Origin of the sequence: Erwinia psychrophila (assembly GCF_039023475.1) — a bacterium.
Lineage (GTDB): Bacteria > Pseudomonadota > Gammaproteobacteria > Enterobacterales > Enterobacteriaceae > Erwinia.
The window spans coordinates 1-13,591 of the sequence record NZ_JBCHVB010000003.1 but is presented as its reverse complement, the minus strand read 5'-3'; the positions used below and the strand labels follow the sequence as shown (position 1 = coordinate 13,591).

The window sequence follows — 13,591 nt, the reverse complement described above, 5'->3', positions numbered from 1 at the left end:
ATGAATATCGTTCTTTTAAATCAGGCTTTTGCCTACTGTGATGCGTCCAATATCGCGACAGGCAAGAGTGCTGTTGCAACTTCGGCTATCAGCAATATCGAGCTTGCCAGCCTGCTTTCACTCACTAACAGCTATTCGGTTACCAGTAGTTCGAACTTCTCAGGATTTAAACTCACCTGTGTCACCGGCGGGGAAACGTTGAATTACCGTAACGGTATTGAAGGTGGCTACACAGTGAAATTTAGTACTGGCGATCGGGACACATTTATCAAATTTACAGCATCGCTGCCTGTTACCAGTAAGAATTTTGGCGCGTTTATTACTCAGGATTATGCGTCATCGGAATTCGATAGCGAAATTACGTTCACCGCTGAGGTGGTTGATGGCTCGCATTATGATGTGGCCACCACAACAGGGAGTATTGAAATACCGGTTTTATATTTTATTTCAAATAACGGCAATACCGCCTACCCGACTGCCGCTGCGTTGCGCGGGCTGGCGCCCTCAAAATCAGCCGCAGCGTCAAGCTCCTATAGCGATCTAAAAGGCTTTGCCTCATTTAACGTTAACTTTTCGCCGGTTAATACCACTTGCGTTATTCAGAATCAGCAGTTCTCATTACCGTCAACCACGCTCTACATGCTTAAATCCGGTGACTTCTCCGATACGCGCTTTTCTGTCCCCGTTTCCTGTAGCGGCAGTATCAACAGTAAAGCGACAAAGACCTTTAATCTACGGGTATACAGCAACGATATCGTCGATAACGCCAACTATATCATCAGGAACGCCGCGTCTACTTCTTCTGGGGTTGGTTTCCAGTTATTTAACGTAGCCGCCGATCCGCTGAGATTCAGCGCAGAATACGACGCCTCCTCCACGTCGCTTGGTTCCTTAACTCAGGATAAAGATCTGGTTGGCTCGCTCACAGCGTTAGATATCGGCGCAAGGTATAAAATTTACGATCCTGCCCACGCTTCAGCGGGAACGGTAGTGGGCACGATAATCATTTATATGGAATATGAATAGCTTGCTGAGATGAGAGCCAATCGCCAGAAGAGTAGGCCGGGAGATGCCCCTTTTGCTGCCGCTACTCTGCTTTTATTGGCAAAGTAGCCGCCCTGATAAGTGCCGGGCTGGATGAAGGGTGACCAGAAAAGATGAATTGCTGGCAGAATGAGCAAACGCACGGCAACGTAGTGAATCCCTGCCTCTGACTGTGCTATAGTGCGTGCCGCTGTCCCCTTAGTTAAATGGATATAACGAGCCCCTCCTAAGGGCTAGTTGTAGGTTCGATTCCTGCAGGGGACACCATTCACACCTCTCCCGAAGTCTGCCGAAATCAATAAAACCCCTTATAATCAGTGAAAACCCTCTACTTTGGCTACGCGACGTCAACCGATGCCTCCTCATTTCAACGTGAATCAATAAGCGTTTGGGGGCCTTAGTGGGGGCTTATCCTGTTCAATGAAAAATGAGGCCCCCAAAATGCCCTTAAATGCACGTCAGGTCGAGACTGCAAAGCCTGTAGACTCGCTGACGGTAGAGGGCTCTATCTCTTGGTCAAGACTAACGGTTCAAAGTACTGGCGCATGAAATCTCGATTCGCCGGGAAAGAGAAAAAGCTGTCATTTGGGATCTATCCATACATATCTCTTGCGGAAGCTCGCACTAAAAGAGATGAGGCCAGAAAGGTATTGGCGAACGACAAGATCCAAGTGAAGTCAAAAAATCCGAGCAGCTAGCTAAAAAACTCGTCGTTACTAATACCTTTGAAGCACTAGCTCTCGAGTGGAATGACGCGAAAGTATCTGGCTGGTCGAAAAATTACGCTGATTACGTCGTGCGAGCTTTTAATAAGAACGTATTCCCCTATCCAGGCTCCCAGCCGGTAAATGAAATAAAACCGCTGGAACTTTTATCTGTATTACAACGAATGGAAAACGGGGAGCTCCTGAGCTTGCAAGCAAAGTGCGCCAGCGTTGTAGTGAGGATTTCGCTACGCGATTGTGACAGGTCGTGCCGAATACCACCCAGTAGCTGATCTTGGTAATGCTTTGCAAAGTCATGAGAAACAGCATTATCCCTTTCTTAACGCTACAGAACTTCCTGAGTTTTTGCACAAGCTTTCAAATTACTCTGGAAACCATATAACACTTCTCGCTACCTGGTTACTCATGCTGACAGGTTTAAGAACAGTGGAGTTACGTCTGGCTAAATGGAAAGAAATCGACTTCGATAATCGAATCTGGGAAATTTCCAAAACCAGGATGAAAATGAAGCGCCCTCATGTTGTCCCATTATCGGCTCAATCCTTGAGTGCTCTACGTCAATTGGGAGAGCTAACAGGAAACTGCCAGCTCATTTTTGCGGGGCGAAATGATGTGAACAGACTGATGAGTGAGGCTAGCCAATATGGTTATAAAGAGGGTTGGCTACGATAAGAGAGCGACTGGCCATGGTTTTCGTCACACCATGAGTACCAATCCCCATAATGGTCGTACGGATGAGTGGTGGCCTGTTGTCATCATCCTCATCATATCCGACAGCCTTCAGTTCACTGGCAGGGAAACCTATCCCCGGATGCGGCGCAAACCGCACCGGGTCATCAGCAGGATGGCTGGTCGAGCCCATCAGCGGCCTACCCGGATTACGCTTCTCCAGCAGCTGGCATAAACGGTAAAAGTTGATGCGGTGAAGATCGGCTTCCAGTTGCGGGGTCAGCCGGGAATGCGGCGGTTGTGCTTCTCTTCCCATTCCTGGCGCTTTCCGGTCGGTTGAAGGATGATAATCAGGCGGTTAAACAGTTAGATATCGGTGTAAAGCGCGAAGAAGCGACTCAGCATCTCGCCAAACAGGCAGATGTCGCCACGCCCGGCAAAGCCGTGGCTGTCCAGCGTCACCTCAATCTGCACACCGCGTACCAGATAGCCCTGCTCGAAACGCTCGGTTTCGCTGTGCTTCACGTCAATGATGGCTTCCAGGCGACGGCGGTTCATTTCACTGTCGGTCCATTCATACCGCGCCAGGGTGCCGCGCAATACATCAGCATTATCCATCATCGACAGGAATCCGCTGCCGAGGTGGCTCAGCACACGCCAGTGGAAACGGTCCTGCACCGGTGGAAACTGTGCTGCATTATTGAGTTCCCCCAGCAAATGCAGCGCCAGTTCATTCCTGCACTTCTGCTCCGCCACACGGGCCATCAGCAGACGAGCAACCATTTGTCTTTTGTAAAGTCGGTGCCCGGGCGTGTCTGCAGCCAGTGAAGTGTGGCATCCAGGCCGTCAGTGTCCGCTTTCTCCAGCGCTTCCGGCTCAAGGGCCAGAATATCGTTGTCCGTCCATGTCACTGTTTCCGGTGTTGGCCATCAGCGCCTGCGCGGTGGCCTCGCTGTCGACACTGAATATCTGCTCCGGCAGCGTGAAACCACGCAGATCCAGCAGCGCCAGCGGACCTTTTCCGAGTTGTGAACGCAGCACCCACTGCAGGGTTCGACCGTCCGGAGCAGTGAAGCTCATCATCCACTGGCTGCGGTCAAGCTGCTGACGCTTTCCCTGGTCCAGCCAGCGAATAAAGCCCCAGGTCCCGCTGTAATCCCCGAACAGGCGCGCGCCTGCGTTGACGGTGGTCCAGGTCAGCATGGTTCCCGGCTTAAACGTATCTCCCGGCCAGCGGAAACTCTGCCAGTCGGCCATCTGATTGAAGTAGTGCAGCTGCTGGCCATCAATGGTGAGCTGGGTTTCCACCACCTGCGGCACAGGACGGGCCTGCAGCTCAAAGTTGATGCCCTGGCTGCCATCGGTGAACAGAATGTCTGACAGCTGGCTCAGCTGGTTAATGGCCCGCATGAAGGTCGGGTTAAAGCTCAGCCCCTGGCTGTTGACCTTATCCGGCACCCACTGGCTGCCCTCTTTGTGCAGCACCCCGCTGAGCTCTGTCATCAGGAAGCGTTCAATGCGTCCGCTGTCCTTACGCAAAAACTCAGCCAGCATCGGCAGGGAGGCATCACTTTTACTCGCCGCAAACGGGAAACGTCCGTCAAAGGCGGTGTGCCAGTTCGCCACCACGGAGCGGCTCCATTTATCATTCAGACTGGCTGCCGAGGGCTGGAGCACGGTCTCCCAGGCCTGGGTCAGAGGCTGTACAAACATCGTGCTGCCAAAACCGCTCCACTCTTCGCCAAGGCTTGCCGAAATAAGGCTGCCGTATTGCCGGGTGTCGGTCAGGTCCACGCTTTTGCCCTGGAATACGGTCTGCGCCAGGGTCTGCATCATCTCCTGCGGATCAGAGGCGCTGGCCACCTGTTGCAGGCGCAGACGCACGCGGGTGATGCGGGTCAGATACGTTTGCAGGCTCAGTGAAGTGTCAGCCGACATGACGTTGCTGCCTTTGTTTTTACCCATCAGCGTCAGCAGCGGGCCAAAGGTTTCATCGAGCGGCCCCTGCGGCCCTGACGCAGACTGGTCAATCGCAGGTTTGTCTTTTCCGCCTACGAGGTCTTTAGCCGATTTGATGATGGACTCAGAAAGGCCTTCGCTTTGCTGGCCGGTCTGCCCCTGCCAGGCAATGGTGTTCATCAGGGCAATCAGCGGCGACTGGCGGACATCACTCATCAGCGTCAGCTGGTCGGTGACGTCAGCAATGTTGTTTGCCGGGTTAAGTCGCAGACTGTTGAGGAAGCTCAGCCAGCTGCCGGCAAAGTCGGCGAAGTAACGTTGCGTCAGACGCGCTTTCAGGGCTTCCGGCGACAGGTCGGCCGTTACTGCCTTGTGGGAATCGCTCAGCACCCAGTCAATCTCTTCCCGGCGGGAGTTTGCCGCTTTCTCAATCGTCTGCCGGATGCCGCCCTCCCACGCCTCACGGGTGAACATCCCCGGCACCACTTCTTCGGTGGTGAACAGACGCCGCGCATCGGTGCCGCTGGTCATCTCTTCCAGAGACACATCGGCGAAGTTACGGCGCACGGATTTGAGCATGTTCTGATACAGCGTGCTTTCAGCGTTGCGTCGACCAATCTGCTGCAACAATACCTGGCGGCTCTGGCTGACCAGCTGCACATCTGGGGTGATTTTCCACTGCGGTTGCCTGGGAAGTTCGGAGATATAGAACGCCCACAAATCCGGCGACAGGCTCTGCCACAGGCCAGTGGAGATCCCCATCCGTGTCGGCTGTACGGTTTTCATGGTGCGCGCGTAGAACGCGCCGTCGGCTTTATCCGGGCGGGCCATCATCAGCCAGGCCTTCAGCTGGTCATAGCCGGGCTTCGCAAGCTGAGCGCGCCGATCGCTGTTCGGTTCGGAATTAGCCAGCGCATTGAGTTTTTGAGTCAGCGCAGCATTCGCCGGATCGCGTATCAGGCGGTTGTTCGCCACGCCGTACCAGGGCAGCATCGCGTCGAGCAGCTGTTGATTATGGTCCAGGCCGAAGCGCTGATACCAGGGTGCACCATTCTCAATACGGTGCTGCAGGCGACCGGCATCATTACGCAGGCTGTGTAATGCAGTGAGCTGTTCGTCTGATACCGCCGGATACGCCACCAGGGCAAGAGCTTTATCCGCCACCGCGATAATCTGATGGCGGTTCAGCGCGAAGGAGAGCAGCGTTCCCGCCCCCCAGACACTGATGATGGTCATCAGTGTCCAGGCCAGCGCCTGTTCCCACGCCATACCGACACGGCGGCCACGTACGCGGGTACAGTCGTCCACAATGCCCTGCCATGTCACCGGCAGGGTCAGGGCATGACGCTGAGATTCCGGAACATATTTCTCAGCGTTGGCTGTTCCCCCTGATGTATCAGCAGGTTTATTCTCGGGCAGGCTGAACATCAGGCCACGCAGCGGCACACGCTGCTGGGAGGCAGCCAGCCATGGCACCAGTTGCTGAGCCCAGCGGGCGATACCGCCGTCTTTGAGGTACTGGCCCAGGCGCAGCAGGAAGTCGTGGCCGTTGTTCTCAGTGACCTGACTCACCCCCTGCGCCCGCAGGGCCGGCAGCATCAGTTCAAGCTGACGGGTAATATCGTCAGGCTTAGCACGCAGCGGGAAAGTAGCCCCTACCGTCTGTTCAGGGCGTGTCGTTTGCGACCAGTCGCTGCTGCACAATTGCCACAGCCAGACCGGAGCAGAATAGCGCAACAGTTCACTGATTTTTTCCAGACCGCGTAAATCGTTGTCACTGATTTGCGGGGTGAGGTTAAGCGACTGCGGCATGACACGGACAATCCCGTCCAGCGGACGCCCGCGGCGCAGTTTACGCAGCGCGGTGTATTTTTCCTTATCGGGCTCAGCAGTCAGACTGCCGCCGTAAATCAGAACGGTACGGTTACCTTCAAACCACTGGTTTTCCTGCAGGCCCGGTACCAGCTGTTCGATTGCCGCCTCATCGCCTGTGATTAACAGCAGACGGGTTTTACGACGCCAGTAAAGTCCAATACGGGAGCGGGGATGCCCCCGAATCCTGTCACACATGGCCGCCGCAGGGTGAACAGGCGCTTTATCATTTTCCCGTTTCTTTTTCTCATCATCACCGTTGGTACTGTCGACAAGCGCATTAAACTCCTGCTTACCGGCACTGCGTACCGCCGCCAGGAGCACCACTGATACGATAAGGGCACAGCCTGAAATACATCCGCCAGCGATAAGCCAGTAAATTTGCTGCTGACTACCGTCTTCAATCCCGGCTATATCCGGGTGCTTCCAGATCATGAACGTCATACCTGCTAACAGCAAAAAGAAAATCAATGCGACAGCAAGATAGCGGCCTTCCGTAGTCTTCGGTGCTAAAGGTAGCTTCACGGATCCATCTCCTGTCGGGAAGCAATCGGGGTAACGAGCGTGCTCCACAGCACATTCTGTGTGGTATCACCGCAGATAATCATCTGTGGTGACTGAGTTTGTCTGGCGATTTCAGTGGCGGCAGCGATGGCCAGCCAGGGGGCTGCGGCTCCGGCATGTCCCATGGATGTATCGAGCGAAATGACGGCTTCGTCCTCTACAGACTGCGCAGGGTGTGCATTCTGGCACGCGATCACTTCTGCGCGCTGCTCACCAGTCAGCCCGGCAAGCCATAAATTTTTCACGATATTATCTTTGAGCGGGACGTTATAGGCAGCCATGTTCATCCCCTCGCTCAGTTCACCTGATGGAGCAGCATCTGGCCGGTGCAGCAACGCGAGGGGTTCAAGCGCCTCCTGGGTCAGGCGGTTGCCAAGAAGCAGAGCAACGGCTGTTTCAGCAGTATTGTTTGAAACAACCGGATCAATCTGGAGGCCAACAATCAATAACATCGCTTCATCTTTAATGCGGTGATCCAGCCAGTGGCCGACTACCCCCGGCCCATTGCTGTCTGTGTACTCAAGAGGGCAGGTTATGCCACTCTCCTGCCAGGCTTCCTGCCAGATATTTCTGACAGCAGGGAATGGCAGAGATGACGAGACATCGAGGATGACAACAAACGAAGCGTTCTCAGGAAACTGGCGAACTGGAAGATCGGCAATCAGCTCTGAAAATAGACGTGAGATAACCAATCCAGGAGTATCTTCTGGTTCTGCCATAATACGGCTCAGTCGCTTGCTTTCTTCGCCTTTCCAGTCCGACTGCGAAATGATAATGCTGTGATTATTGAGCATATCATCAGCAACAGAACGCTGTTCGTCTTCCTGATGGGCTGTAATAAATGTCGTATTCAAAACCTGAAGTGCACGACGAGCCCTACGGGTCTCACTCAGGATCCATTGCTCCCGACGCCGGTCAAAACCATTCGCTTTACTGTCCTGTAATGACCAGACCCACATGCGAAAACCGAAAGTTACAATCCAAACAACAGCGGGCGTACCAATAGCGACCAACCAGAAGTGATTGTTATCGATGTATCGCCCGAATATACGCATGAAGATCACGCTGATGACCAACATCGCCACCAAGGCAGCAATCCAACGTGTTTTTTTTGGTGTGACCGGTCGTGGATAACATTCAGGGAGATGCTTTAGGGAATAAAACATATTTTCTCAGTAAAATAACTACGATAAAACTTCGAACGCTATATTTAACAAACTTCAAATCAGATGCCCCAGCAAATTCATTGCAAGAGAACATCTAAGAATCAAACTTATGAAGTTATAATGTTTTGGTTTTTTTACCAGACTTTGACAGCTGATATATTTCTTCAATTAAATATTTATTTTTATCCAAAACCAGGTGATATTCAAAATAATCCATATCAGCGTCTGTATCCCCAAATCTGGACGACACCCCTGTTTTAATTATAACCTCTTGACCATTTCTTGTAGTGCTGAGTATTTTTTCTCCACCAGCAATATGCAACGAGTATTGACCATAGACATCATAACCAATCCTGCTTGTAGATTGAGTGCAATACTTATTAAGTAATTTAATGTACTCATCTTTTGCCTGAAAACCAGTGTCTTCACTTAGATTTTGCGTAGCTTCTTCATTCCACTGCTCATAGTCACTTATAAAATTAATAACTGTCTGTTGAGGAGTCAATTTTGGATTTGAACTCATAGCAAATGCAGAAAAGGTCATCGACACAAATAACACGATTAGCAATTTTAAATATTTCATATTTATTCCTTAATGGCAAAATAATCGGCTTCTTGTTCTGTAGAATCGTTAAGCACATACCACGCGTGCTTAAACGCAGGCCACCTGACGTCCTCAAACGCCATTCTCCCTGGATTTATTCTCCTTGTAACCTCTTCTGCATCGTTATGAGTCGCACCTTGATCAGCCCAAAAGTTTATACCTAATTTTCCTGAGGCTACAAGTCGCCCATTGCGACTTATATATTTTTGCTTACTGGACCAGTAATAACCTCCGGCATCAAATGCAAAAAATGCATCCTCTACAATCAGATCATTATGGGGTTCAGTAGTGAAATAATTAGAACCTGAACCTTGCCGATATTCACTGTAATGGCCATAATTAGCCCTTCCAGTTAGGTGAATAGATCCTCGGCCTTTAAATCTAGCACCATCACCAGTCAATGTATTCCCTAACTTATGACCCTGATCAGTGCCCGGGTCGTAGTGTACAGAAAAGTAGTTCGCAGAGCCTAGTTCGACTAAACTATCGAACCGCCCAGTTTCAGCAGCCATCTGACCGAAGAAGTGTGAAATTCTGATTGGTGTATTAATTCCATATTTATTTAGTATTTTGGGGAGAGCCTCATTTATCGCCGCTGGACGTTTAACATCCCCTGCACTGTTCGTGCCCTCTTCGGTTAATCGCTTTGTTAGTTCATCAATGGTTAATGGATGTCGACGATCATAAACAGCCACAGGTGATTTTTGATACTTTCTCACCAATTTAATAATATCGTTCAGACTGAGCCAACTGCAAAGTCTCATGTGAGCAATAAAATCTACAGGGTTGAAATGCCACAATCTTCCGATACCGAGAGCTCCTGAATCAAAACACAGCGCTTCTGCGTGTTGCTTAAATTTGCCATAGTCTTCCTCACTCATTAGCGTACGTTCATTTGATTCCTGCGCCCCGGGAACCTGCCATATGGCCGTTTTTTCCGGCGTACACTGCTCCCAGGGCAGACCGGTCATCAACCATTTATATCTGGCATCTATTGTGCTTTTTTGCCACTCGAACGGTAAACAGCAGATAAGCCTGTTGCTTTGAGCTTCGTACCTGCCCTCTTCCCGTAACTTGCTGATGATCGCCGAATTACACTGGCTGTGGGTATCCTTGTCATCATCTACCAGCAACCATCCCGCCCAGTGGGGAAAATCTGCATCGCTAAACTTTTTAATGCCGGGAGCGGCAAGATTTACCACCCCCGTTCCGCCCGGATAACTCACTGTCATCCATAATGGCGCATCTGCCGGCACCAGCGTTTCATTTTCCGTATTGATAACCCGGCCAAAACGAAGCAACTCAAATCCGGCGCTGGGGCTCTCCTTATAATTCCGCATAGCGATTTTATAAAGATTGTATTCATAATCTTCACCATCGGCATTAACCAGCGGCTCGCCCAGCAGATCATACTTCCCGTCAACTTGCGTATTTTTTTGCCGGGTCATCATCGTACAGTTGCCTTGCGCCAGGGTCATGCTGACATACAGAGGCACATTACTTGTATAGCGTTCAGAAATACCGGTTGTGGAAGTGCTGTTGTTCGCTGGAGCTTTGTCGTAAAACGTTGTCCCTGCTGGCAGATAAAAATGGATATCACCGTAAACCGCATCAGTGCGACCATCTTTCGAAGTATCCAGTTCCTTCGTTTTTCGTCCCGTCAGTTTGCTGATGTTGTCATCATCGCAGAAAATCTGGAAGTGAAACTCATTCTGCCCGTCAGTCATTCCGCAAGAGCCTATCGGGTCTTTCCGGTAAATTTTGGCGTCAGCTTTTATCTCTACTTCCAGAAACTTCAGATGCATATACAAAGAGTAAAAAACGACCTTACAGCTCTCTCCGGAACCTATTTCTGTCTCATGTTTCAATAAAACATAACCATCGTCCGTCCCCCTTATAGGGGCATACTTTAATGGGAACTGGTCTCTTTTTTCTGGCGGAGACGGCTTGCGGAACGACACCACGGTCCCGTCAGCAATTGCCCTCACTTTCTCCGGTGTTGTGCCTGCATCCGTATGCGATATATGAATGCCCCCATGCCAGGACTCTGATGCATTGAGAGGATATCCCCGGCGAGCATTGACAGGCATCATCGCTTCAATCCAGTCTGCGTCAGACTGAGTGGCATCTTTATCTCTCAGAAACGGAGGACTGATAATCATGTGTCGACTCCTTGTCAGGAAAAGCTGAAGTTACTGGAAGGTTCGGTCGTTTCAGGTGCCACATTCGGGAAGTCTTTTGGTTCATTGGCCTTATTTTTTCGCCCGTAATGCCCGGCTTTGGTCCGGTACTCCCCCTGAGTGGCAGACTCAATACCATTGGCATCAAGCGTGATATAACTTCCTCCCCCGTTAATCGTGACTTTTTTCTTCGCAGTAATATGGATTTCATCTTCGGTGCTGGTGAGACTTAGTTCGCCGCGGGCGATCAGATCCATCAAATCATTCTGTGCCTGGATCCGAACCGGCCCCTGGTTCGCAATGAGCTTGATCCCCAGCTTACGAACAAACACGCTCAGGGCATTACCCACCCCGATGAACATGTTTTTCACCACGCTGACGTCTGCATTTTTACCGGCAGTGGCTATCAGGTTATGCCCAGCAGATACCTGCAGATGCTGTCCGCTGGTCAGCGCCATTCCATCCGGCGCACTGAGCAGCAGTACTGATTTTTTGAGGTCTGTCAGCTGCTGTTCCAGCAGTTTAATTTGCGCCTGGAGATCGGCCGGGTTCGCGGTCGCCTTCTGCGCGTCATCGGAGATGGATGTCATCTGCTCCCGGGCATCACCCAGATTGCTGACTGCTGGCTGCATCTCCAGCATCTGGCCCTGTGCTTTCGTCTGGCCATCAGCGCTGATGAACATCCCTTTCTGTGCCCGGATGGCTCCCCAGCTGTCGGTTCTGAGCTCAAAACCTTCACCGCGCTTCTGCTTCTCAGCATCCACTAAATGTCCGAGATTCAGCTGACTCTTGCCGCCGTACTCTGTGGAGACCTTGATATGCTCCTGGCTACGCGTGTCATCGAGGCGAATTTTGTTGTTCGCCGGCGTGCGCAGGACGTTACGTTTGTAGTTTCGGATGGTGACATGGTCGCCGTGGGCCGAGTCGTGAAGTACGCCGGAGATGTACGGTCGGTCCGGGTTACCGTCCTCAAAGCCAATCGCCACTTCGGTGCCCGCCAGCAGCGGCAGGTGCAGGCCGTAAGTGTCTCCCGCATACGGGCGGGACTGGCGCACCCACAGGCTCTCAAACCCGGTATCCCAGTTATCACGGTCAAACAGCATGCTGACGCGATAGCGGCCGTCTTTATCGATGTGGCCGTAGGTGTCGTTCTCGGTGGTGCTCGTTACGCGTGCCGGCAATGTGCCGGCCATCACCGGGCGCGAGCCAGGTTCAGGACGGAAACTAAAATCAGGGCTGTCCGGAATGCCGTCAAAACTGACACCAAAATCTTCATCACGCCGCGCATGGCTGTGCATCGCCGTGATGACTACGCCATGAGCAAACACGTCGGCCACTTCGTACCCGCCGGTGACTTTGAGTACCTGCCCCGGAGAGAGGGTCGGGCAGCTGGTGATGGCATGGGTCTGCGTCTGGCCATTCAGGTAGCGCTCATGACGAATGCGGGCATAAAACGCCCCGGACTCCGGGGCCGGATTGCGGTCATAAGGACTGCCCGGTGTCAGATAGTTATCCGCATAGTGATAGGCATCACCGTAGGTGGTCGCATCCCCGCGGGTCACGTCAACCTGCGTGTTCATGTCATCCGTGGCCTGGCGGTAGTTGTAATCACGGGTACTGACCTGCTTCTGCACCACGTTATGATGGCTTTCCATGCCCCAGACCGAGTCCACACCTTCAGAATGCTGTCCTGATGGCGGAACCGATGGCAGCGTCAGGCCTTTTTCATACCCCTGCTGACCGTCATAAAACTCCACCACGTCGATGTTCAGGCGCGTATCAGTGGTAAAGCGGAACCAGATACCCACCTCACCCAACAGACGGGTAATAAAGTGCAGGTCGTCCTCGCCGTACTGCATCACCTGCTCACGGCGCGGGTATTCTTTTGACAACGAGAACAGAAAATCCTGACCGCGCATGTTGTGGCGCTCGCGCAGGATTTTTTCCACGATTTGCGGGACCGACATGTCCTGATAAATGGCGTTCTGGTGCGAACGGTCGAGCAGCGCCAGGCGTGGCTGCAACGTCAGGGCGTAGTGGGTTTCATCTTTTGATGTGCCGAGGCGTTCAAAACCCGTCACCACGCCCTGAATCACCCGCACCAGTTGCTGTATTTTGATGCCGTAACCCTGGTCAACCGGGGCCTGCAGCGTCAGGGAGGCGGCTTTCATCAGCATCATTTCTTTGCTGATGACATGGTCACCGCTGGTGAACTCAATACGGTAGCTGAACGGCGTGCTCAGGGCTTCATCGCCTTCAAACGCCAGCACGTCAGGTTCTGACTCACACCCTTTCACCGCCAGCAAATGGTGGTTATGGCTGAATCTAATCGGAAGATTATTACTCATGCGTTCACTCCTTGTGTTCGATCAAACTCCAGCCCGATCCCCTCTTCTTCGCTCCAGCTAAGGCGTAACGTCTGAGGTTTCTGTTTTGCGGTCAGTTTTTGGACACGCTACCGCCCATCGCTGTTTCCCGTAAAGGGGACCAGAGCGCATACGGTCGGGCTGGCAGTTAGTGGTTTTCTTTGCTGAAAGCCCGTTTCAGACAGGCACTCAGCAAAAAACTGCGGACAGGAAACCCTGTCCGCATCGGGCTTACGCGGTGGCGCGTTCGTTCCAGGAATCGGAATGAATAATGTTGCCGTCTTTGTAGGTCCAGGTGATTTTTTCGTAACGCAGCTCGATCTGCTCCAGATGGTTATGCTTCTCGAAAGCCGGATCCTTGACGTCGTGCATCACCGGATTCACCTTCACCACCTTCACGTTTTCCAGCCTGGTGTTGAAGTACTCCACCTCCTGGCCGGCA

General features: G+C 52.1%; 7 protein-coding genes, 1 tRNA gene and 3 pseudogenes. 3 read left to right on the top strand and 8 right to left on the bottom strand.

The genetic code is table 11. The features are described 5' to 3' along the window. The 3 genes and pseudogenes from AAH446_RS09060 to AAH446_RS09050 all read left to right on the top strand — a co-directional run. Positions 1–1,026, top strand: coding sequence for a fimbrial protein (locus tag AAH446_RS09060; RefSeq protein WP_342906391.1), 1,026 nt, complete (start codon positions 1–3; stop codon positions 1,024–1,026). A 210-nt stretch (positions 1,027–1,236) separates the two neighbouring features. Beyond that, positions 1,237–1,311 (top strand) — tRNA-Arg (locus tag AAH446_RS09055). 174 nt (positions 1,312–1,485) lie between these two features. Beyond that, positions 1,486–2,514: pseudogene (locus AAH446_RS09050) on the top strand (tyrosine-type recombinase/integrase); the annotation flags it as partial. Here the strand turns inward: AAH446_RS09050 and AAH446_RS09045 are convergent. The 8 genes and pseudogenes from AAH446_RS09045 to tssD all read right to left on the bottom strand — a co-directional run. Beyond that, positions 2,482–2,754 (bottom strand): annotated as a pseudogene (locus AAH446_RS09045) (type VI secretion system baseplate subunit TssG); the annotation flags it as partial. The pseudogenes AAH446_RS09050 and AAH446_RS09045 overlap by 33 nt on opposite strands. Continuing rightward, positions 2,718–3,188 (bottom strand): annotated as a pseudogene (locus tag AAH446_RS09040) (type VI secretion system baseplate subunit TssF); the annotation flags it as partial. The pseudogenes AAH446_RS09040 and AAH446_RS09045, both read right to left, overlap by 37 nt. A 126-nt stretch (positions 3,189–3,314) precedes the next feature. Next, a complete protein-coding gene (locus tag AAH446_RS09030) occupies positions 3,315–6,794 on the bottom strand; it encodes an ImcF-related family protein (protein WP_342906390.1) in 3,480 nt (1,159 codons plus the stop codon). Then, complete coding sequence (locus AAH446_RS09025; protein WP_342906389.1) at positions 6,791–7,999, bottom strand: hypothetical protein; 1,209 nt, start codon at positions 7,997–7,999, stop codon at positions 6,791–6,793. The genes AAH446_RS09030 and AAH446_RS09025 overlap by 4 nt, the downstream gene beginning before the upstream one ends. A gap of 115 nt (positions 8,000–8,114) precedes the next feature. Next, entirely contained in the window at positions 8,115–8,582 is a 468-nt protein-coding gene (locus AAH446_RS09020) for a hypothetical protein (RefSeq protein ID WP_342906388.1), read from the bottom strand. Between the two features lie 2 nt (positions 8,583–8,584). Next, the gene (locus tag AAH446_RS09015; RefSeq protein ID WP_342906387.1) at positions 8,585–10,765 is read right to left on the bottom strand and encodes a hydroxyethylthiazole kinase; all 2,181 of its coding nucleotides are present in this window, start codon (positions 10,763–10,765) and stop codon (positions 8,585–8,587) included. A gap of 14 nt (positions 10,766–10,779) precedes the next feature. Continuing rightward, a complete protein-coding gene (locus tag AAH446_RS09010; protein WP_342906386.1) occupies positions 10,780–13,131 on the bottom strand; it encodes a type VI secretion system Vgr family protein in 2,352 nt (783 codons plus the stop codon). Positions 13,132–13,380: 249 nt separating this feature from the next. Beyond that, positions 13,381–13,591, bottom strand: a 211-nt coding sequence (tssD, locus tag AAH446_RS09005) for a type VI secretion system tube protein TssD (protein WP_342906385.1), incomplete at its 5' end; no start/stop codon positions are given.

Coding starts and splice junctions, on each gene's coding strand:
- AAH446_RS09060 (WP_342906391.1), top strand. CDS start 1: ATGAATATCGTTCTTTTAAATCAGGCTTTTGCCTACTGTGATGCGTCC.
- AAH446_RS09025 (WP_342906389.1), bottom strand. CDS start 7,999: ATGTTTTATTCCCTAAAGCATCTCCCTGAATGTTATCCACGACCGGTC.
- AAH446_RS09020 (WP_342906388.1), bottom strand. CDS start 8,582: ATGAAATATTTAAAATTGCTAATCGTGTTATTTGTGTCGATGACCTTT.
- AAH446_RS09015 (WP_342906387.1), bottom strand. CDS start 10,765: ATGATTATCAGTCCTCCGTTTCTGAGAGATAAAGATGCCACTCAGTCT.
- AAH446_RS09010 (WP_342906386.1), bottom strand. CDS start 13,131: ATGAGTAATAATCTTCCGATTAGATTCAGCCATAACCACCATTTGCTG.